Consider the following 19,992-nt stretch of genomic DNA (forward strand, 5'->3'; position numbering starts at 1 on the left):
AAACTTGATGTCGTATCTCGCACCTTCGGAATTCGTCACCAAGATGGTGGACGCGGGTGAATCCAAGATCTTCATGTCCACCAGGGATACGATCATCCGTGCGTACATGGCCGGTGCCATCCTCGCACTTGCCGCCTGGTTCGCCGTCACGATCAACGTGAACACGGGCCAGCCGATCATCGGCGCGCTGCTGTTTCCGGTCGGATTCTCCATGCTCTATTTATTGGGCTTCGACCTCTTGACCGGCGTGTTCGTGCTGGCGCCGCTGGCGCTGATCGACAAGCGCCCGGGCGTTACCATCGGCGGCGTATTGCGGAACTGGGGCCTCGTCTTCATCGGCAATTTCGCGGGCGCCCTGACGGTGGCCTTCATGATGGCCTTCGTCACCACGTTCGGCTTCACGCAGGATCCCGACAAGGTGGGCGCGGCCATCGGCAATATCGGCGAAGGCCGCACGCTGGGCTACGCCGCGCACGGTGCGGCCGGCATGGCAACGCTGTTCATCCGCGGCATGCTCTGCAACTGGATGGTCTCGACCGGCGTCGTCGGCGCCATGATCTCTACCTCCGTTCCCGGCAAGGTCATCGCGATGTGGATGCCGATCCTGGTGTTCTTCTACATGGTGTTCGAGCATTCCGTCGTGAACATGTTCCTGTTTCCGTCGGGCCTGATGCTCCACGCCAAATTCTCGATCATGGACTACTTCATCTGGAACGAGATTCCGACCGTGCTGGGCAACCTCGTGGGCGGCCTCGCCTTCACCGGCATGACCCTCTACACGACGCACGTCCTGACCCAACCCAAGCGCCAGGCTGCCGCGAAGGCCCCCACCCGCGCTGCGGCCTGATCGATTGCGACTCAAACAAGGGAGCCTCGCCTGCTAGGGTGAGGCTCCCTTTCTGCTGGTGGCGAGAATGAGCCGCGGACTGCAAATTTCGGTCGGGCAGCATTCCGACAAGGGCCGCAAGCCCGTCAATCAGGACTTTCACGGCGTTCTCATTCCAGCCGAACCGCTGCTGAGCATGAAGGGAATCGCTGCCGTGCTGGCCGACGGCATCTCGAGCAGCACGGTCAGCCAGATCGCCAGCGAGTCGGCGGTCAAGAGCTTCCTGACCGATTATTACTGCACGTCCGAAGCCTGGACCGTGAAGACGTCAGCCACGCGCGTGCTCGACGCCACCAATTCGTGGCTGCACGCACAGACGCGGCGGAGCCAATATGCCTATGACCGCGACAAGGGCTATGTCTGCACCTTGACCGCCATGGTCGTGAAATCGACCACCGCCCACATCTTCCACGTCGGTGATTGCAGAATCTATCGCGTCGCCGGCAAGGCGCTCGAGCAGCTCACGGACGATCATCGGATCATCGTCTCCCCGGAGCAGACCTATCTCGGCCGGGCGCTGGGGATAAACCCGCAGCTCGAGATCGACTACCAGGCGCTTCAGATCGGAAAGGGCGACATCTTCCTGCTGGCGACGGACGGCGCCTACGAGTTCGTCGATCATCGCTCTGTCACAGGCGCACTCGACGAGCATGCGAATGATCTTGATCGGGCGGCGAAGACAATCGTTGAGAAAGCCTATCGCCGCGGCAGCGATGACAACATCACCGTCCAGATCCTCCGCATCGACCAGGTGCCCGACGGCGCCTCTCCCGACATCTTCGATCAGACGTTCGAACTGCCTGTCCCTCCCCTTCCCGAACCGCGCGCAATCTTCGATGGCTACAGGATCGTCCGAGAAGTTCACGCGAGCAGCCGTAGTCACATTTATCTGGCCATCGACACCGAAACCGAGGAACCGGTCGCACTCAAGCTCCCTTCGATCGATCTGCGCGATAACCGCGCCTATCTGAAGCGCTTCATGATGGAAGAGTGGATTGCGCGGCGTATCGACAGTCCGCACGTGCTGAAGCCTCGGTCACAACCGAAAAGGCGCGGATACCTCTACGTCGCCACCGAGTTCGTCGAAGGACAGACCCTCCGACAGTGGATGATCGACCATCCGCGCCCCGATCTGGAGACGGTCCGCGGGATCGTCGAGCAGATCGCCGTGGGCCTGCGCGCCTTCCACCGGCTTGAGATGCTGCATCAGGATCTGAGACCCGACAACGTCCTGATCGACAAGACCGGTACGGCAAAGATCATCGACTTCGGATCGGTCAAGATCGCAGGCGTCGCCGAGGCCGCATCGCAGCAGGGCGCTGACGAGATCCTCGGAACCGTACAATATACCGCGCCCGAATATTTTCTCGGCGACGGCGGATCACCTCGCTCCGACATGTTCTCGCTGGCCGTCATCTGCTACCAGATGCTGACCGGCGTGCTTCCCTATGGCGCCCAGATCGCCAGGATTCGCGGCAGATCGGACGCTCGCAAGTTGAGGTACCGTCCCGCCGAGGATGATGACCGTAGCATCCCGGTCTGGGTCGACGGCGCGCTCAAGAAGGCCCTGCACCCGGACCCCTACAAGCGATATGAGGACCTGTCCGAGTTCGTGTACGAGCTTCGCAACCCCAATCCGGCCTATCTCAGGACTCGGACCACGCCCCTGATCGAGCGCAATCCGTTGCTGTTCTGGAAGCTGACGACGGTCGCCCTCGCCTGCGCGGTCGTCGCGCTCCTTGCGCTCCTGCACGCAAGGTAGCCACGGACGATCAAGCCGGCTCCGCCGCCTTGGTCCCCAGCGGCTTGGGCGCCATGCCGCCACCCGGCTTGAGATGGAACTCGTATGTCATCAGATGCCACTGCCCGCTGGCCTTGCTGCCGTCTGGCATGGCGGGATCGTTGCGCGGCTCGACCTTGGCGATGAGGTCGTCCTTGACCCCGAACACCACGTCGGAATCGAGATATTTGTCGCCGTCCATGAAGACGTGCGTGATCAGCGGCTCATATCCCTTGGCATTGACGAGGAAGTGCACGTGGGCGGGGCGCATCGGATGACGCTTGGTCTGCACGATCATCTCGCCGACCGGGCCATCGGTCGGGATCGGGTAGCTGCACGGCAGGATGGTGCGGAAGAAGAAGCGGCCGTCGCCATCCGTGACGAAGCGCGCCCGCGCCGAGGCGCCGACCTCGTCATAGTTCGCCTTCTGTGAATCGTAGAAGCCGTCGTCATCGGCGTGCCAGACATCGACGGGGACATTTGCGAGCGGCCTGCCCTGGAGATCGGTGACGCGGCTCTGCACGAACATCCGCTCGCCGGTGAGATTATTCGGCGAGATGTCAGTGCCGTGAGCCGTCACCTTGTGCTCGCCGACATAGAACGGGCCGAGCACCGTGGTCTGGGTGGCGCCGTCGCGGTCGCGGTGATTGACCGCGTCGACCAGCATGGAGACGCCGAGCACATCGGAGAGCAGGATGAATTCCTGGCGAGTGTCGGTGCATTTCTGGCCGGTGCGGGTCAGGAAATCGATCGCGTATTCCCATTCCTCGAAGGTGAGACCGGTCTTGCTCACGTAATCGTGCAACGACTTCACCAATTCCTGGAGCAGGAATTTTGCACGCGGATTAGGTGTTTGGCCAAAGCTCTGGACGACGGCCTCGGTGAGTTCGGTCTCGTTGAACTGGGTCATGATGCGCTGCCTGCGTTTTTCTCGTTGGCCCGGCGGGCTCGTTGGAGGCGTTCCAGACCGGAGCCTACACCACTCGGCCCGGCCGCGTTAAGCGCAAGCGGCTTGGAATGTGGCTGACATTTCGGCTATCAACTGCCGATAAAACTGCCCGGAGGAACTGATGCTAGCCCCTACCCCCGCCTCGCCCGAGTCCGTCGGGATGTCCAAGGCCGCGCTCGACCGCGTCGATGCGCATCTGAAGAACCGGTACATCGATGCCGGCCGCTTCCCGGGCACGCACCTCCTGGTCTACCGCCGCGGCAAGGTCGCCCTCAGCTCGGTCCAGGGCTTTGCCGATGTCGAGCGCAAGGCGCCGGTCAGGGACGACACCATCTACCGCATCTATTCCATGACCAAGCCGCTCACCAGCGTCGCTTTCATGATGCTGGTCGAGCAAGGCCTGGTCGCGATCGACGAGCCGGTCGCCAAATACATTCCGGAATGGAAGGATCTCGGCGTGTTCGTCGCCGGCACCTCGCCGGCCTTCCTGACCCGGCCGCCGACCCGGCCGATGCTGATCGTCGACCTCCTGCGCCATACGTCCGGGCTGACTTACGGCTTCCAGCAGCGCTCCAATGTCGATGCCGCCTATCGCACTGAAAAGATCGGCGAGGTCGAGAAATCCGGCACGCTCCAGACCATGATCGAGAGCCTCGCAAAAATCCCGCTCGAATTCTCGCCGGGCGAGGCCTGGAACTACTCGGTCGCGACCGACGTGCTCGGCTATCTCATCGGCAAGATTTCGGGGATTCCCTTCGAGCAGTTCCTGAAACAACGCATCCTCGATCCGCTCGGCATGACCGATACCGACTTCCACGTGCCGGCGTCGAAGGCGCATCGCTTCGCCGCCTGCTATTCCGCCGATCCCGGTGGCGGCATGACCTTCCATGCCGGCCAGCGCCGAGAGGGCCTGACGCTCCAGGACGACCCGACAAAGAGTTCGTTCCTGTCGCCGCCTTCCCTCATTTCCGGCGGCGGCGGCCTGTGTTCGACGGTTGCCGACTATCTCACCTTCTGCCGCGCGCTGCTCAACGGCGGCGAGCTCGGTGGCGTCCGCCTGGTCGGGCCGAAGACGCTGGCACTGATGACGACCAACCACATTCCGGGCGGCCGCTTCCTCCCCGAGGTATCGCGCTCGCTGTTCTCGGAAGCGAGCTATAACGGCATCGGTTTTGGCCTCGGCTTCGCCGTCACCATGCGTCCGGCCGAGACGCTGATCGCCGGCAGCCCCGGCGAATATAATTGGGGTGGCGCGGCCACGACCTCGTTCTGGATCGATCCGGCCGAGGAACTGATCACGATCTTCATGACCCAGGTGCTGCCGTCGAGCGCCTATCCGATCCGGCGCGAGCTGCGCAGCATGGTCTACGCCGCAATCACCGAGAGCAATCTGTAAGTCTCTTTCGCACTGCAACTTGCGCGCCCCGCAGACACCAGCGCGCAAGCCCTCCAAAAAGCGCAGTGGCGCAATAGCGGCACTGCATTATGCTTCGCCTGTGCGGCGCCGTCGCCGGAGCCAGGATTTTCCCGTTTGCCAAAGTTCACCCTGCCGGTCCGGCTCGCTCTCCTGGTCGCGGGAACGACGCTGCCAATGATCGTGTTCGCGGTCGGCATCGCCTTCTACAATTACAAGCAGGATCGCAGCGACGCGACCCGCCGTGTGCTGGAGAACGTGCGCAGCATGCGCTTGGTGCTGGATTCCGAGGTACAACGGATGACCGGTGGCTTGCAGGTGCTTGCGCTGACGAACTCGCTCCAAAAAGGTGATTTTCCGGGCTTCCGCCGCATCGCGCTCGGCTTCCTCGACCAGTACGGCAGAGGTGGGCTGGTGCTGATCTCCGACCGCAAGGGCCGGATCCTGTTTTCCTCTGCGACGGAAGACAGCGTGAGCCTGCCGCCGCGCGGCAATCTGGCGATCGTCGAGAAGATGTTTGCGACCAAGGCGCCGCAATATTCCGACCTGTTTACGGGCGCGCTCAACCATCGTCAGATTCTGACCGTCGAAGTTCCGGTGTTCCGCGACGGCGAGGTGATCTACGACCTCTGCTTCAGCCCGCCCGTCAGCATTTTTCAGGGATTGGTCGAGAAGCAGCGGCCCGACCAGGAGTGGACGGTATCCCTGCTTGACACCACCGGCACCGTATTCGCCCGCGTGCCGAACCCCGATGAAAACTTCGGCAAGCGCGCTTCGCCTTCTCTCTACACGGAAATGTTCCGCAGGAACGAGGCATCGCTTTCGTCGGTCTCGCTCGACGGCATTGCGCTCGCCTCCGCCTATACGCGATCGCGGCTGACCGGCTGGACCGTCGCCGCCGGCGTCCCGGAAAGCTCGTTGATCGCGCCGCTCTGGCGCAACATCGCGATCACCAGCCTGATCGGCGGCGTGCTGCTGCTGATCGGCCTGACCTTCGCGGTGCGGATGGCGACCACGATCGCGCGCGGCGAAATGCTGCACAATCTGCTGATCGAGGAGCTCAACCACCGCGTCAAGAACACGCTGGCGCTGATGCAGGCGATCGCGGTGCAGACCTTCCGCAGCGCAAGCCGCGACGAGCGGGCCAAGTTCGAGGGCCGCCTCGGCGCACTGGCCGAAGCGCATAATCTCCTGAGCCAGGAGAAATGGCAGGGCTCGGAGCTGAAGGACGTGGTGACGCGCGTGCTCCAGCCCTTTCTGCTCTCCGGTCCCGAACGCATCCGCATGACCGGTCCCGCGGTGCCGCTGTCGCCGCGGCTCGCCGTGGTGCTGTCGATGATCGTGCATGAGATCGCCACCAACGCCGCGAAATACGGCGCGCTGTCCAACGAGACCGGCCGGGTGACGCTGGAATGGGAGATCAACGCCGACGCGCCGAAGCCGCGGCTGCGGCTGATCTGGAACGAGATCGGCGGGCCGCCGGTGACGGCACCGGTGCAACGCGGCTTCGGCTCGCGCCTGATCGAGCGCAGCGCGCGCGACCAGCTCGGCGGCGAAGCGACGGTCGATTTCCTGCCGCGCGGTGTCGTCTGCACAGTCAGCTGCGCGTTGGACGAGACGCGGTGAACGGACTGGAGGGGAGCGGCGATGAAGATCACCAATATCTGTGCGCACATCCTCGAAGCAAAGCTCTCGCAGCCCTTTGCCTATTCGCGCGCCTGGTACGACACGCGCACCGCGATGCTGGTCGAGATCGAGACCGATGACGGTCTGACCGGCTGGGGCGAATGCTACGGGCCGGCGCGGATGACGGCCGCAGTGGTCGAGAGCATCGCGCCATGGCTGATCGGCGAGGATCCGCTGCGGACCGACGTGCTGTGGCAGACCATCTACGCAAGGCTGCGCGACCACGGCCAGAAGGGTGTCGTGATCCAGGGGCTGAGCGGTATCGACATCGCGCTGTGGGACATCAAGGGCAAACGCTTTGGCGTCCCCGTGCATCAGCTTCTCGGCGGCGCGGCGCGCAACGAGGTGCAGGCCTACGCGACCGGACTTTACCGGCGCAAGTCAGGCGATCCGTTGAAATATCTGCCGGAGGAAGCGACCGGCTATGCCGCGGAAGGATTTCGCGCCGTGAAGCTGAAGGTCGGCTTCGGCATCGACGAGGATGCCGCGGTCACGCGCGCGGTGCGCGAGGCGATCGGCCCTCGCGTCGCGTTGATGGTCGATGCGAACCACGCCTATGACGCGGTTGCGGCGATCCGGCTCGGCCGCATGATCGAGCGCTACGACATCGGATGGTTCGAGGAACCGGTGCCGCCGGAGGACGTTGCGGGATATCGCGCGGTGCGATCCGCGCTGACGATTCCAATCGCGGGCGGCGAGTGCGAGTTCACGCGCTTCGGCTTCCGCGACCTGTTCGCCTCGCATGCGCTCGACATCGCCCAGCCTGATACCTGCGCGGCCGGCGGTTTGAGTGAGTGCAAGAAAATCGCCGACATGAGCGAGGCGTTCGGCATCCGCTACAATCCGCATGTCTGGGGCACCGGCATCGCGATCGCGGCCTCGCTTCAGCTCCTCGCCGTGCTGCCCTCGCACACGCCGACCTCGCTGGCGCCGCTCGAGCCGATGCTCGAATTCGACCGCACCGAGCATCCGATCCGGCAGGCGATCCTGAGGCAGCCGATCGAACACGAGAGAGGCATCGTGCGCGTCCCCGACGGCCCCGGGCTCGGCATCAAGATCGACCGCGAGGCGCTGGCACGCTTTGCGGTGAATCCTTAGCCGATGGTCTGCAGCGCTGGAAACGTCTCGAGCAGCCAGATGCTCACATTCGAGACCGCGCCGGTGAGAAAGCCAATGCCGGTGATCACCATCAGGACACCCATGGCGCGCTCGACATTGACGAGCTGTCCCTTCATGTGCGCGAACAGTTTTGAGAACTGCTCGATCATCAGCGCCGCAATCAGGAACGGGATGCCGAGGCCCGCGGAATAGACCGCGAGCAGGCCCGCGCCCTTGGTCACGGTCGCTTCCGCCGCTGCGATCGACAGGATCGCGGCCAGGATCGGGCCGATGCAGGGCGTCCAGCCGAAGGCGAAGGCGAGCCCCATGATATAGGCGCCCCAGAGCCCGACGGGTTTGGGGATCGGCAGCCGGCCTTCACGCATCAACAGGCCGATGCGCGTCAGCCCCAGGAAGTGCAGGCCCATGATGATGATGACGATGCCGGCGAGGATCGAGAGCTCCGCCGACCAGGCGCGGATCAACCCGCCTACCAGCGAGGCGCTGGCGCCGAGCGCCACGAACACCGTGGAGAATCCGAGCACGAACAGCAGCGCCGACATCATGATGGCGCGCTTCGAGGCGGCAGTCGGCTCGTCGCTCTCGACATGCTCGATCGTGGCGCCGGTGAGATAGATAAGGTAGGGCGGGACCAGGGGCAGGACGCAAGGCGAGAGGAAGCTGACGAGGCCGGCAATCAGCGCCGCGGGAATCGAAACATGTTGCATGATGCAGTCGGAGCCATCTCAGGCTCCTGGCAGCGCGCGGGGAATGCGCGCGGGGCCGGAGCCGAACCGGCTCTGGTGTAACCGATGCCGGAGAATGCGCAACATGGGCGCACTCAAACCAGGGCTCCTCCCGATGCCGTCTGTGATCACAGATGCGGCATCGGGACGCGCACGAATCTCGCCAAAAAGCGAGCTTCGGCGGCGCGGCTACTTCACCACGCGGAGCAGCGGACGCCGGGGCTGGTCCTGCGTCTGCTTGGACGGGGGCAGCGGCTCGCTTGCAGCGCTCCGCAGCATTTCGTCGCACAATGCCTTGAGATCGGCACTGTCAATTCCTTTGAGTTTCATCCGCACGTCGAGGATGACGATCGAGAGCAGCTCAGCCGACTCACGGCTGTTGCTTTCGTTGAGAACCCTGCGGCACTCCTCGAGTGTATCGAGCACCGACTGCAACTGTTCGTCTGAATGCGACACCGGCGTTCTTCCCGTTAGTTCGGCCTGCGAGACGTGCGTGCGACGATTCCCTTGGCCCCCATCCGGAACCAAGGATAGCACGCGGAGTCCGTGCCCTCGAATACGATTTCAATATGTTTCCGCGTCGAAACTGCGGTTCCATTCGACATCGCCCCGCAGCGCGAGCGGCGAACATCGAAGCGGTCAAAAGCAAAATGCTTGACGGGGTGCGATTGATCCATTCCACAAAGCCGCGCGAACTCGCACGCGCCCTCGGGTCTACACAGACCCGGCAATTCCGCAGCCATTTCACGGCTCGCAACGGAACGCACGTATACCCCTCTTCCGGGCGATAACTCGCCCGATTCCCGGCCCCCAAGCACACTCCAATACCGCTTTGGCACAGTAAGGATGGCGTTCAAAACTCGCCGTTCCTCAACCCGTCGTGGTTGTGGTTTGCGCTAGATTCTGCCAGTTTAACGGCTCGAAGGGACTTGTATGCACTCCTTGGCGGAAAGGGGCGTTCCACTGGAGGAACGCCCAAAGACAAACCTCAGCGGCCTCTCGGATTGGGATGCGGCTCGGATATTTCTGGAAGTGGTCCGCTGCGGCAGTTTCCGCTCGGCGGCCGAACGCCTGTCGCTGTCGATCAACGCGGTCCGGCGCAGAATAGATGATTTCGAACGCCAGACCGGCACCACCCTGTTCACCCGCGACGTCCACGGCACCCATCTCACCGACGAAGGCGCGCTGGTGGTCTCCGCCGTCGAGCGCATGGAGGCGGCCGCCTTCGACGTGCTGCGCACCAGCGATTCGACAGCCAACGCCCTGTCCGGCGAGGTCCGCGTCGCCGTGACCGAGGGACTCGGGACGTTCTGGCTCGCCCCACGGCTGGTCGAATTCCAGCAGGCCTATCCGAAGATCCTGGTCGACCTGCATTGCGCGATGCGCTCGGCGGACGTCTCCCGCCACGAGGCCGATGTCGCCATCCACCTGTCGCGGCCTTCGGCGCTCGACGTCAAGTTGGTGCGGCTCGGCCGCATGCACCTGATGTTCTGGGCCTCCGACAAATACATCGAGAAATATGGCGCGCCGCGGTCCGCCGCAGAATTGATCAAGCACCGCCTGGTGCTGCAATTCGCCGATCAGATCGCCGCCAAGGAAACCTTCGAGAGCTTCTTCCCGGGCGTGCCCGAACGTGACCTTCTGGTCATGAAGACCAACGTCTCAAGCGCCAACTACTGGGCTGTCGCGAATGGCGCAGGAATTGGCGTATTCCCGAGCTACGCCATTGCGCTTGGCGGAAAGCTGATTCCACTGGAGGTCGAGCTGAACCGACCGCTGGATATCTGGTTGTCCTACCACCCTGGTAGCGGCCGGATTCCGAGAGTGCGGCATATGATTGACTGGCTGATCGAAGCTTTCAATCCGGTGCGATTCCCGTGGTTTAAGGAAGAGTTCGTGCATCCGCATGAATTCAAGGACTCGTATATGGGCGAACCCCTGACCCACCTCTTCGGGGGATTTTCAACCGAAGAACGATGAGAAGAAGCATGAAAACAGCGGCGAAAAGAATGAAGCAGCGCAGTGCCGGCAAGCCGGACATTGAGCTGGGCAAACGGATCCGTCTGCGGCGCGTCGAGATGAAGATCTCGCAGGCCGAGCTGGGCGATAAGCTCGGCGTCAGCTTCCAGCAAGTCCAGAAATACGAGAAGGGCGTCAATCGCGTCGGCGCGGCTCGGCTTCAGCAGATCGCCACCGCACTCGATGTGCCCGTGACCTTCTTCTATGACGGCGACAACAAGGCGCGCGAAGTCGAGAGCCTGCTGTTCCTCGATTCGGCTTTCAGCCTCCGCCTGCTGCGCGCCTACAGCAAGATCAAGGACCAGACGGTGCAGCGTCAGCTCGTCTCGCTGATGGAATCGATCGCGGCGAACGAAGCCTGATCGACCGACGGTCCGGCCTCTCAGGCCGATGTTCAATCCGCCGCGTCACGGGTGCGCGGCCGGATTGGACGAGACCTGCTGGATTGGACCTGCTGGATCAGAGTTGGACCTGCGCGCTGTCCGCGCGCGGCCTTTGCTTCTCGGGGCGGCCTGCCGCCCCTTTTTCTTTGCCAGTTCTTCTTTGCCTGTTTCCTGGCATTTGAGGCCATTCGTCGCGGTTTTCGCGAACCCATCCCAACCTTGTTGCGACTTAATCGAGAGCCTCCGCGCGTTGGACGCGGGGGGCCTCAACGCATCGTGCTTAATGGGACCGCAACCCTGATGCCCTAGCTTCTCGCCGGTTTCGCGAACCGGCGCACGCAGCACGGCGGCCGGGTATCGCCAATGCGAGCGCCCGTCCGGGCCTCGTCCTCATGGGGAAGACAAGACACATGTCGAAGCGCCATGCCGTGATCATTGCCATGGGCCTCCTCGCCGGCACCTCCGCGCTTGCGCAGACCGAGACCACGGGCCAGGCCGGCCCCAAGCCGGCGGCCTCAGCCGGCACGGTGCCGGCGGCCGCCAATCCCGCCTCCACCGCGGTGCCAAAAGCTGCCGCCGCGACACCGGTTTCAACGGCCGAGAGCCGCTCGGCCGCGGCGCTGGCGATAACGCACGAACCAACATTCGACGAAGGCACCGCCCAGCGGATCAAGGACGCCGCGCTCAGCTATACCGACCTCGCGGTGCGCGGCGGCTGGCCGGCGATCCCTGCGGATGCAAAGTTCGTCCTCGGCGCCCAGGGCGCCAATGACGAGTTGCTTCGCAAGCGGCTGATCGTCTCCGGCGACCTCGCCACCGACAAGGCGAGCGGCGCCTTCGACCAGGATCTCGCTGACGCTGTAAAGCGCTTCCAGGCGCGCCATGGTCTTGCCCCGACCGGCACGATGACGCCGCGCACGCTGGCCGCGATGAACGTACCGGTACAGAAGCGCATCAAGCAGTTGGAGGCTTCGCTCGAACGGCTCGAGAACACGAATTTCGGCTTCGGCCAGCGCTATGTCGTGGTCAACATCCCTGCGGCCTTTGCCGAAGCGGTCGAAAACGACGTCGCGGTGCGGCGCTATCGCGTCATCGTCGGCAAGACCGAAAAGCCCTCGCCGACGCTGACCGCACAGATCACCGGCGTCGTGCTCAATCCGACCTGGACGGTACCGTCCTCGATCGCCAAGACCGAAATCTCGGCGCATATGCGCAAGGATCCGACCTACCTGTCGCGCATGCACATGGAGGTGCTCGACGGCCACGACAATCCGATCGATCCGCATTCGGTCGACTGGTCGGGCACGCACACGCCGAACTTCACCGTGCGCCAGCAGAACGGCACCTTCAACGCGCTCGGCGCGGTCAAGATCGACATGCCGAATTCCTATTCGGTCTACATGCACGACACCAACCAGCGCAATCTGTTCAGCGACGACTACCGCTTCGATTCCCACGGCTGCTCGCGCGTCGACAATGTGCGCGATCTCGCCGCCTGGCTGCTGAAAGACCAGCCGAAATGGACCCGCGCCGCGATCGACACCGAAATTGCCACCGGCCAGCATCTGGAAGTCGCCATGGCGAAGAAGGTGCCGGTGGCCTGGATTTACCTCACGGCCTGGATGACCAAGGACCAGACCATCCAGTTCCGCAACGACGTCTATAACCAGGACGAGCAACTGCTGGAGGCCACCGCCGAAGAGGCCGCCTTCTTCAGCAATGCCGGCGACCATCCGCTGACCGCTCATATGGCGCAGTAGAGCATGATCCGGACCCGAAGGGCCGCGTAGCGCAAAGTGGGCAGCGGTTTTCCGAACAGATCATGCTCCAAGAATAACCTACGACCGCGCCATGCAATCGCGGCACAGGCGGATGCAAAGCCCCTCGCGTTGCCGCGGTTGACCCCGGCCCTGCGGCGGCAGCACATTGCGCTCGCCAACGACAAGCGAGTGCGCGATGCCTGACCTCTCCAATGAAACGTCCTATGCCGACGGCAAGATCCTCAAGCACACAGCCAGTGGCGTCGGCGTGATCACCTTCAACAATCCCGACAAGCGCAATGCGATGTCGCTGGAGATGTGGGAGGGATTTGGCGAGGCGCTGACGAACCTGCGCGACGACGACGCGGTGCGCGTCGTGATCCTGCGCGGCGCCGGCGGCAAGGCGTTCGTGTCGGGCGCCGACATCAGTCAGTTCGAAAAGACCCGCCATAACGCCGCCGCGTCCGAACAATATGCCAAGCGCAGCGCCGCTCAGCGCGCGCTGCTCGCCGACTACCCCAAGCCGACGATCGCCTGCATCCAGGGCTTTTGTCTCGGCGGCGGCATGCAGGTCGCGATGCTCGCCGACATCCGCATCGCCGCGCATGACAGCCAGTTCGGCATTCCCGCGGCCAAGCTCGGCATCGCCTATGGCTTTGACGGCTTGCGGCACCTGGTGTCGCTGGTCGGCCCGTCCTGGGCGCGGCTGTTGATGTACACGGGCATGCGCATCGATTCGACGGAAGCGCTGCGCATCGGGCTGGTGGAGCGTGTGATCCCGGATGATCAGCTCTGGGGCGAGACCATGGCGATCGCCGAGACCATCTCGCAGAACGCACCGCTCGCGATCAAGGCCGCGAAGATCACCATCGCGCAGGTGCTGAAGGACGAAAGCGGACGCGACATGGATGCGGTCAAGGCGATCGGCACGGCCTGCATGGACTCGGCGGATTTCCGCGAGGGCCGGCAGGCCTTCATGGAGAAGCGCAAGCCGCAGTTTAAGGGCAAGTGAGCTGAGGCAAGTGAAGCTGAACCTCCATTCACCAAGATTAAATTCCTCGCCGCCTTGCGCTGCGATAGCAACCAATTGATCTGCCGCAAGTTCTCCCGCCACCAACGAGGGAGATCGCGATGAAACTCAAACTTGCTGTTCTTGGTCTGGCTGCCCTGGGCAGCGCCGCGCTGGCGTCGGGACAAGCGCTCGCGGCGATGCCGAACGGCATTCCGCAGGCCGATCAAGTCGCAAGCGGCCCGGCCGCGCATGTCGACCAGGTGCGCATGGTCTGCAACGCCTGGGGCCGTTGCTGGTGGCGTCCGAATTATTACGGCGCCTATGGCTATTACGGCGGCCCGCGACGCTTCTATGGCTACGGCCCGCGTCCGTGGGGCTGGGGCCATCGCCACTGGCACCGCTGGTAAATGACGAAGGGGCCGTGAGGCCCCATTTTCTTGGAAGGCGTCGCAAGCGGTCAATCGCCAAAAACTTCGATCAGGCGAAAGCGCTCGCACATGAGTATCATGTTTTCGCTGTATCGTCCGAGCCGGCCGAAATAGGTGCGATGGGCGTTGCGCCAATAGGCCAGGCTTCGATCGCCCTCGCCTTCATCGTAAGCAAAGGCAGCGTCGACGTCATTGAAGCGCCGATAGGTGATCTCGATGGTTTCGATGACGCAGCGTGGCTCTCCCCGTCCGTCGAGCACGACCCAGCGCTCGCCAGGCGTCGACGTATTCGACTCGTCTTCCGTGCTGCAAGTCGCGGTCTTGACGCCTTTGATGACGAGTTCGAGCAATTCGCCCGCGAGCGCTGGACTGTCGCCGAACGTAAAAGTCCGGAGATGTCGATGCTGTTCGGGGACTGGCTTGCTCATGGACTTCCAGCTCCTCCGATATCAACCGACTGCGGCACCTACAGCGCCGCGAGCACTGCCTTGGTAATGTCGGCCGTGCCGTTGCTGCCACCGAACTCCATCGGCTTGATGCCGCCGGCATAGATCTGATCGACGGCACGCTCGATCTTTTCGCCGGCCTCGGCCGCGCTCTCGGCGCCGTGCTTGTCGGCGAGCCAGTCCAGCATCATCGCAGCCGACAGGATCATGCCGGTGGGATTGGCCTTGCCCTGTCCCATGATGTCGGGCGCGGTGCCGTGGCAGGGCTGGAACACGGCGTACTTGTCGCCGATGTCGGCCGACGGCGCCATGCCGAGGCCGCCGATCAGGCTGGCGGTGATGTCGGAGACGATATCGCCGAACATGTTCTCCATCACCATCACGTCGAAATCCCAGGGCCGCTTCACCAGCATCGCCGAGCAGGCATCGACATAGAGCCGATCGGTCTTGACCTCGGGATGATTTTTCGCGATCTCGTCGAAGATGCCGCGGAAGAAGGCAAAGGCCTTGAACACGTTGGCCTTGTCGACGCAGGCGAGCGCGCCCGGCTTGCCGCGCGCCTTGCGCCGCTCGGCGAGGCGAAACGAGAACTCGAACAGGCGCTCGGAGGTCCTGCGCGTGATCACCATGGTCTCGCGCGCGTCCTCATGGGTGACGACGCCCTTGCCCATCGAGGCGAACAGGCCTTCGGTCGATTCCCTGATCACGACGAGATCGATGCCGCGTTGATCGGCGCCGACGATCGGGCTCGGCACGCCCGGAATCAGCCGCGCCGGCCGCACGCCGGCATAGAGATCGAAGATGAAGCGCAGCTCGATCTGCGGCGCGATCTCGGTGTTGTCGGGGTAGCGCACCGACGGCAGGCCGCAGGCGCCGAGCAGGATCGCGTCGGCCTCCTCGCACAGCTTGATCGTGGAGTCCGCAATCGACTTGCCGGTGGCGAGATAATTGTTGGCGCCGGCCGGCGCCTCGGTGAAGCGAAAGCGCAAGTCCGACTTCGCCTCGATCTTGCGCAAGACCTCGATGGCGGGCGCCATGACCTCGGGGCCGATGCCATCGCCGGCGAGCACGGCAATGTGGAAGTCATTGTTTGCGGACATGGGGGTTCTCTGCTCTCTCCAGCGTCATGCCCGGGCTTGTCCCGGGCATCCACGCCTCAATACCGTTTCCGTGCCAGACGTGGATGGCCCGGACATCTAGCGCGAAGACGCGCATCGGGCTTCTGCCCAGCCATGACGACCAACAAACAGTCGATGTTACGGCGTCAGCACTGTGCGCCCGACCACGGCGCCCTGCTGCAATTGCACCAGCGCGTCGTTGGCCTTGCTCAGCGGTGCCGTCGTCACCGGGATCGGCGGCACCTTCCTGGTGCGGACGAGGTCGAGCAGCTCCTGCGTCTCACGCAGATTGCCGACATAGCTGCCCTGGATGGTCACCGCCTTGATCGGGATCAGGGGCAGCGCCCAGGTCGCGCCGCCGCCGAACAGGCCGACGATAACGAGCTTGCCGCCCTTGGTCAGGCAGTCAAACCCAAGTTGCGTCGTGGCGGCATTGCCGACGAGGTCGATGACGGCGCGGATCGGCCCGCCCGCTTTCTTCGCAAGCTGCTCCAGCGCATCCGGCGCCTTGGGATCGACGGTCGCAAGCGCGCCGGCCTTCTCCGCCGCCTCGCGCTTCCTGGCGTCGATATCGACCATGATCGCGCCCTTGCCGCCCATCGCCTTCAACAGCGACAGCGCCATCAAACCGAGGCCGCCGGCGCCGAACATCACGATCGGCGTGTCGAAATGCTGCTCGACCTTCTTCAGCGCGCTGTAGGTGGTGACACCCGAGCAGGCATAGGGCGCGGCCGACGTGGGATTGAGCCCTCTAAGATTGAGCAGATAGCGCGGATGCGGCACCAGCATGTGGTCGGAATAGCCGCCATCGCAATAGACCCCGAGCGAGCGTGGCGTCAGGCACATGTTCTCGTCGCCAGCAAGACAGGTTGCGCATTTGCCGCAGCCGATCCAGGGATAAACGAGGCCGACATCGCCGAGCTTGATATCGCCCTGGTCCGACGGCTTGACGTCCGGTCCGAAGGCGAGGACCTCGCCGACCGTCTCATGGCCCATGGTCAGCGGCAGGTTGATGCCGCGGTCCTTGAGCGACAGCGGCTTGCGGCCATGGCCGAGATCATAGCCGCCTTCCCAGATGTGGAGGTCGCTGTGGCAGACGCCGGCGGCCTTGACCTTGATCAGCACCTGCGTGCCAGAGGGCTGTGGCGTTGCCTCATCGAACTCTTTCAGCGGCGCCTTGAAATCGGCGACCTTGAAACTCTTCATCGGTGTCCTCCCGGCATACTTCTTGTTGTCGCGCCACCATGCCACGGGCGGCGGGACGAGACAAACTCGGACCCGTCTAGTTGACGCCGGCGGATGATGGCAAGCCGACCACGCGCAAAGCCGCATTGCTTGCTGCACGAAGCCGTTCGTCAGCCTTGCACGGCCGTTTTGCCTGACGGAATTGACGCATCTTTGGAGAGGCCGACCTCGTCGCGCAATTCGCGCGTGTGCTCACCGAGTACGGCCATCGTCTTCCCCGGCGTCGTGTCTGCGCCGGTCATCCGGAACGGCAAATTGAGGACCTGGAAGGAGCCGCCCTCGTCCTGGACAGCGGAGAGCGCCTGCCGGTGCGCGAGCTGCGGATCGGCCAAGGCCTCGGTTATGGTGCGATACGCCGAGGCAGGCACGCCGGCAGCGCTTAAGCCCACAAGACATGCATCGGTCGAAAGTCGCCGCGACCAGGCCTCGACGCCGTCCATCATATCCGCCCAGTTCTCACGGCGCGCGGCATAGGTGGCGAAGCGCGGATCGGAGATCCATTCGGGGCGACCGATCACGCCCATCAATCCCTGGAACGTCTTCTCGCTCGCGACAGTGATCATGACATAGCCGTTGGCAGTCTCGGTCGGACCGAACATCGGGCGCGGCGGCGGCTTCACCGCGAATTGCGAGCTTTGCAACTCGATCACCGTCAGCGTCAGCATCGACTCCAGCATGGACACGTCGATGTGCTGGCCGAAGCCGGTCGCCGTGCGCTGATAGAGCGCAGACGCAATCGCGCCGAAGCCGTAGGTGCCGGTGACGACGTCGGCATGATAGATGCCGCAATAGTCCGGGCGGTTGCGGCCGGGCTGGTAGGCGAGATGCGCCATATCGTAGCCGGACGCCGCATGGATCACCGGCGCGTAGGCCGGCAGCTCGGCCGAGGGGCCGGTCTGGCCGTAGCCGGAGATCGAGCAGTAGATCAGCCGGGGATTGACCGGGCGCAGGCTGTCGTAATCCAGCCGCAGGCGGCGCATCACGCCGGGGCGAAAGTTCTCGACCAGGATGTCGGCAGTCGCAACCAGCCGGCGGACCGCCTCCTTGCCGTCCTCGGACTTGAGGTCGAGCACGACACTCTTCTTGCCGACATTGAGCTGGCCGAATACGGTGCTGCACCCCTTGCGCAGCGGCGGCCGGGTCCGCATCGTCTCGCCGCCGTCGGTCTCGATCTTGATGACCTCGGCGCCCATATCGGCAAGCATCCGCGCGCAGTGAGGACCGGCAATGGTGGTCGAAAAATCCAGGACCCGCAGGCCGGCAAAGGCCTTTGTCGTCGTCCGCTCATGCTTATCTGCTAGCTGCATGTTTGCTGTACCTTTGGAGTCCCCAGGAACGATCGATGTTCTCTATTGTTGAGTTGCCGACCCTAGATGGGGGCAGCTGAGTAGAGAAGTCTTTACCGAACGGAAGTGTCTCGTGGGCGGGCTTCGGAATTGCGGGGCAACTGGACCCTTTCTTGCATAGCAGCAATCGGGATCAGCAGAGGGCAATCGTTCTTGAGGGTCTTGTTCGTTACGACAGAGATGGACGACTTCGTCCGCGTCGGCGGACTTGGTGCCGTTTCCGCGGCCCTCCCCAGAGCCCTTCGCCCCTTCGCAGATATCCGGATCATGCTGCCCGGCTATCGCGACATCATCGAGCAACTCACGCATATACAGATTGTTGGCCGCTGCCCGGCATTTGCGGAGATGCCGGCCTGCTCGCTCGGCCGGGCCGCGACCAAGGACGGCCTGCCGGTCTATGTGCTGTTGTGCTCACAACTCTACGACCGGCCCGGCAACCCCTATGGCGACGAGTCCGGGCGCGACTGGCCGGACAACGACATCCGCTTCGCGCGCCTTGCCTCGGCAGCCGCTGAGTTGGCCGCGGGCAAGCTGGACAAGAATTGGGCAGCGGACCTGGTCCATGCCAATGACTGGCAGGCCTCGCTCGTGCCGGCCTACCTCGCCTGGCGCGGCAGCAAGATCCCCTCGATCCTGACCATCCATAACCTCGCCTATCAGGGCCTTTTCCCGAAGGACGCGCTGCGGCGGATCGGCGTGCCGGAGAGCTCCTTCCATATCGACGGCGTCGAGTTCTACGACCAGCTCTCCTTCCTCAAGGCCGGACTGGTCTACGCCTCGCACCTCACCACCGTCAGCGGCACCTACGCGCGGGAGATCACCACCACCGAATTCGGCTGCGGCATGGAAGGCCTGCTCCGGCTACGCTCGGACGCGGCCGAGCTCACCGGCATCCTCAACGGCATCGACGAGAGCTGGGACCCGCGCTCCTGCGCCCAGCTCGCGCAGCAATTCGGCGCCGGCGACTGGGTCGGCAAGAAGGCCAATGCGGACTATGTGCGCAAGCAGTTCGGGCTCGCGGTGTCGCGCGGGCCGATCTTCGGTATCGTCGCGCGGCTCGTGCACCAGAAAGGCATCGACCTCGTGCTGTCGGCGGCCGACGAGATCGTCGATGCCGGCGGGCAGATCGTGGTCACCGGCTCAGGTGAGCCGGCGCTGGAGCAGGCCTTGATCAATGCGCATCGCCGCCGCCCCGACGCCATCGGCGTCGCGATCGGCTTCAACGATGCCCAGGCCCGTCGCATCTTTGCCGGCAGCGATTTCACCCTGATGCCGTCGCGGTTCGAGCCGTGCGGGCTGAGCCAGATGTACGCCCAGCGCTTCGGCTCGCTGCCGATCGGTCACCAGACCGGCGGCCTCGCCGAGACCATCAGCGACGGCGAGACCGGCTTTTTGTTCTCAAGACCCTCGCACGAATCCTTCCTCGGCGGCGTCCGCCGAGCCTTCGAGGCCTTCATGGCGCACGACCAGCTCGATACCATGCGCCGCAGCGCCATGGGACGATCGTTCTCGTGGAGCATCTCGGCCGGCGCTTACAGCGCGCTGTACCGGAAGCTCGCGGCGGTGTGAGCCCGAGACGTTTCCACAGACTCCGTCATTGCGAACGTAGGCTTTCGTGCCCCGGACGCAGCGCAGCGTCTCTTCGACGGTGCGCTGCCGAGCCGGGGCCCAGGTCG

The 19,992-nt window shown here is 63.8% G+C and carries 18 protein-coding genes; 11 read left to right on the top strand and 7 right to left on the bottom strand.

The window, feature by feature from the left end:
* The first annotated feature begins 7 nt into the window (after positions 1 to 7).
* Positions 8 to 847 carry a formate/nitrite transporter family protein gene (locus tag ABIB73_RS14955; RefSeq protein WP_354225107.1) on the top strand — a complete coding sequence of 280 codons (840 nt, stop codon included), beginning with the start codon at positions 8 to 10 and terminating at the stop codon, positions 845 to 847.
* 67 nt (positions 848 to 914) lie between these two features.
* Positions 915 to 2,648, top strand: a complete 1,734-nt coding sequence (locus ABIB73_RS14960) for a bifunctional protein-serine/threonine kinase/phosphatase (RefSeq protein WP_354225108.1) — start codon at positions 915 to 917, stop codon at positions 2,646 to 2,648.
* A 10-nt stretch (positions 2,649 to 2,658) separates the two neighbouring features.
* On the opposite strand, the gene ABIB73_RS14965 is transcribed toward ABIB73_RS14960, so the two are convergent.
* Positions 2,659 to 3,576: an intradiol ring-cleavage dioxygenase gene (locus ABIB73_RS14965; RefSeq protein ID WP_354225109.1), complete on the bottom strand. Its 918-nt coding sequence runs from the start codon at positions 3,574 to 3,576 to the stop codon at positions 2,659 to 2,661.
* Between the two features lie 160 nt (positions 3,577 to 3,736).
* Between ABIB73_RS14965 and ABIB73_RS14970 the strand changes: the two genes are divergently transcribed.
* From ABIB73_RS14970 to ABIB73_RS14980, 3 genes are all read left to right on the top strand, one after another.
* On the top strand, positions 3,737 to 5,011 hold the full coding sequence (locus ABIB73_RS14970; protein ID WP_354225110.1) for a serine hydrolase domain-containing protein: 1,275 nt from the start codon (positions 3,737 to 3,739) through the stop codon (positions 5,009 to 5,011).
* Between the two features lie 135 nt (positions 5,012 to 5,146).
* Entirely contained in the window at positions 5,147 to 6,655 is a 1,509-nt protein-coding gene (locus tag ABIB73_RS14975; RefSeq protein WP_354225111.1) for a sensor histidine kinase, read from the top strand.
* A gap of 21 nt (positions 6,656 to 6,676) precedes the next feature.
* Positions 6,677 to 7,813, top strand: coding sequence for a mandelate racemase/muconate lactonizing enzyme family protein (locus tag ABIB73_RS14980; RefSeq protein WP_354225112.1), 1,137 nt, complete (start codon positions 6,677 to 6,679; stop codon positions 7,811 to 7,813).
* Here the strand turns inward: ABIB73_RS14980 and ABIB73_RS14985 are convergent.
* Complete coding sequence (locus tag ABIB73_RS14985) at positions 7,810 to 8,541, bottom strand: cytochrome c biogenesis CcdA family protein (protein WP_354225113.1); 732 nt, start codon at positions 8,539 to 8,541, stop codon at positions 7,810 to 7,812. The two genes, ABIB73_RS14980 and ABIB73_RS14985, sit on opposite strands and share 4 nt — an antisense overlap.
* Before the next feature lie 207 nt (positions 8,542 to 8,748).
* A complete protein-coding gene (locus ABIB73_RS14990) occupies positions 8,749 to 9,015 on the bottom strand; it encodes a hypothetical protein (RefSeq protein ID WP_354225114.1) in 267 nt (88 codons plus the stop codon).
* 477 nt (positions 9,016 to 9,492) lie between these two features.
* Here ABIB73_RS14990 and ABIB73_RS14995 point away from each other — a divergent pair, with 477 nt between their 5' ends.
* The 5 genes from ABIB73_RS14995 to ABIB73_RS15015 all read left to right on the top strand — a co-directional run bounded on the left by ABIB73_RS14995 (position 9,493) and on the right by ABIB73_RS15015 (position 14,140).
* Complete coding sequence (locus ABIB73_RS14995) at positions 9,493 to 10,539, top strand: LysR family transcriptional regulator (protein WP_354225115.1); 1,047 nt, start codon at positions 9,493 to 9,495, stop codon at positions 10,537 to 10,539.
* Between the two features lie 29 nt (positions 10,540 to 10,568).
* Positions 10,569 to 10,940 carry a helix-turn-helix domain-containing protein gene (locus ABIB73_RS15000; protein ID WP_045008888.1) on the top strand — a complete coding sequence of 124 codons (372 nt, stop codon included), beginning with the start codon at positions 10,569 to 10,571 and terminating at the stop codon, positions 10,938 to 10,940.
* Between the two features lie 431 nt (positions 10,941 to 11,371).
* Complete coding sequence (locus ABIB73_RS15005; RefSeq protein ID WP_354225116.1) at positions 11,372 to 12,721, top strand: L,D-transpeptidase family protein; 1,350 nt, start codon at positions 11,372 to 11,374, stop codon at positions 12,719 to 12,721.
* A 196-nt stretch (positions 12,722 to 12,917) separates the two neighbouring features.
* Positions 12,918 to 13,733, top strand: coding sequence for an enoyl-CoA hydratase (locus ABIB73_RS15010; protein WP_354225117.1), 816 nt, complete (start codon positions 12,918 to 12,920; stop codon positions 13,731 to 13,733).
* A 119-nt stretch (positions 13,734 to 13,852) separates the two neighbouring features.
* Entirely contained in the window at positions 13,853 to 14,140 is a 288-nt protein-coding gene (locus ABIB73_RS15015) for a hypothetical protein (RefSeq protein ID WP_354225118.1), read from the top strand.
* Between the two features lie 50 nt (positions 14,141 to 14,190).
* On the opposite strand, the gene ABIB73_RS15020 is transcribed toward ABIB73_RS15015, so the two are convergent.
* The 4 genes from ABIB73_RS15020 to ABIB73_RS15035 all read right to left on the bottom strand — a co-directional run bounded on the left by ABIB73_RS15020 (position 14,191) and on the right by ABIB73_RS15035 (position 18,277).
* Positions 14,191 to 14,589, bottom strand: a complete 399-nt coding sequence (locus ABIB73_RS15020; protein WP_354225119.1) for an ASCH domain-containing protein — start codon at positions 14,587 to 14,589, stop codon at positions 14,191 to 14,193.
* A 38-nt stretch (positions 14,590 to 14,627) separates the two neighbouring features.
* Positions 14,628 to 15,707, bottom strand: a complete 1,080-nt coding sequence (locus ABIB73_RS15025) for an isocitrate/isopropylmalate dehydrogenase family protein (protein WP_354225120.1) — start codon at positions 15,705 to 15,707, stop codon at positions 14,628 to 14,630.
* Between the two features lie 156 nt (positions 15,708 to 15,863).
* On the bottom strand, positions 15,864 to 16,931 hold the full coding sequence (locus tag ABIB73_RS15030; RefSeq protein ID WP_354225121.1) for an alcohol dehydrogenase: 1,068 nt from the start codon (positions 16,929 to 16,931) through the stop codon (positions 15,864 to 15,866).
* A gap of 149 nt (positions 16,932 to 17,080) precedes the next feature.
* On the bottom strand, positions 17,081 to 18,277 hold the full coding sequence (locus ABIB73_RS15035) for a CaiB/BaiF CoA transferase family protein (protein ID WP_354225122.1): 1,197 nt from the start codon (positions 18,275 to 18,277) through the stop codon (positions 17,081 to 17,083).
* A gap of 192 nt (positions 18,278 to 18,469) precedes the next feature.
* On the opposite strand from ABIB73_RS15035, the gene glgA reads away from it, so the two are divergent.
* The gene (gene glgA / locus ABIB73_RS15040; protein WP_354225123.1) at positions 18,470 to 19,885 is read left to right on the top strand and encodes a glycogen synthase GlgA; all 1,416 of its coding nucleotides are present in this window, start codon (positions 18,470 to 18,472) and stop codon (positions 19,883 to 19,885) included.
* The last annotated feature ends 107 nt before the right edge of the window (positions 19,886 to 19,992 follow it).

The sequence above is a fragment of the Bradyrhizobium sp. F1.4.3 genome, assembly GCF_040548375.1.
Classification (GTDB): domain Bacteria; phylum Pseudomonadota; class Alphaproteobacteria; order Rhizobiales; family Xanthobacteraceae; genus Bradyrhizobium.

Bases quoted from the DNA above. Each gene is read 5' to 3' on its own strand.
- ABIB73_RS14955 (WP_354225107.1), top strand. From the start codon at position 8: ATGTCGTATCTCGCACCTTCGGAATTCGTCACCAAGATGGTGGACGCG.
- ABIB73_RS14960 (WP_354225108.1), top strand. From the start codon at position 915: ATGAGCCGCGGACTGCAAATTTCGGTCGGGCAGCATTCCGACAAGGGC.
- ABIB73_RS14965 (WP_354225109.1), bottom strand. From the start codon at position 3,576: ATGACCCAGTTCAACGAGACCGAACTCACCGAGGCCGTCGTCCAGAGC.
- ABIB73_RS14970 (WP_354225110.1), top strand. From the start codon at position 3,737: ATGCTAGCCCCTACCCCCGCCTCGCCCGAGTCCGTCGGGATGTCCAAG.
- ABIB73_RS14980 (WP_354225112.1), top strand. From the start codon at position 6,677: ATGAAGATCACCAATATCTGTGCGCACATCCTCGAAGCAAAGCTCTCG.
- ABIB73_RS14985 (WP_354225113.1), bottom strand. From the start codon at position 8,541: ATGCAACATGTTTCGATTCCCGCGGCGCTGATTGCCGGCCTCGTCAGC.
- ABIB73_RS14995 (WP_354225115.1), top strand. From the start codon at position 9,493: ATGCACTCCTTGGCGGAAAGGGGCGTTCCACTGGAGGAACGCCCAAAG.
- ABIB73_RS15000 (WP_045008888.1), top strand. From the start codon at position 10,569: ATGAAGCAGCGCAGTGCCGGCAAGCCGGACATTGAGCTGGGCAAACGG.
- ABIB73_RS15005 (WP_354225116.1), top strand. From the start codon at position 11,372: ATGTCGAAGCGCCATGCCGTGATCATTGCCATGGGCCTCCTCGCCGGC.
- ABIB73_RS15010 (WP_354225117.1), top strand. From the start codon at position 12,918: ATGCCTGACCTCTCCAATGAAACGTCCTATGCCGACGGCAAGATCCTC.
- ABIB73_RS15015 (WP_354225118.1), top strand. From the start codon at position 13,853: ATGAAACTCAAACTTGCTGTTCTTGGTCTGGCTGCCCTGGGCAGCGCC.
- ABIB73_RS15020 (WP_354225119.1), bottom strand. From the start codon at position 14,589: ATGAGCAAGCCAGTCCCCGAACAGCATCGACATCTCCGGACTTTTACG.
- ABIB73_RS15025 (WP_354225120.1), bottom strand. From the start codon at position 15,707: ATGTCCGCAAACAATGACTTCCACATTGCCGTGCTCGCCGGCGATGGC.
- ABIB73_RS15030 (WP_354225121.1), bottom strand. From the start codon at position 16,931: ATGAAGAGTTTCAAGGTCGCCGATTTCAAGGCGCCGCTGAAAGAGTTC.
- ABIB73_RS15035 (WP_354225122.1), bottom strand. From the start codon at position 18,277: ATGCAGCTAGCAGATAAGCATGAGCGGACGACGACAAAGGCCTTTGCC.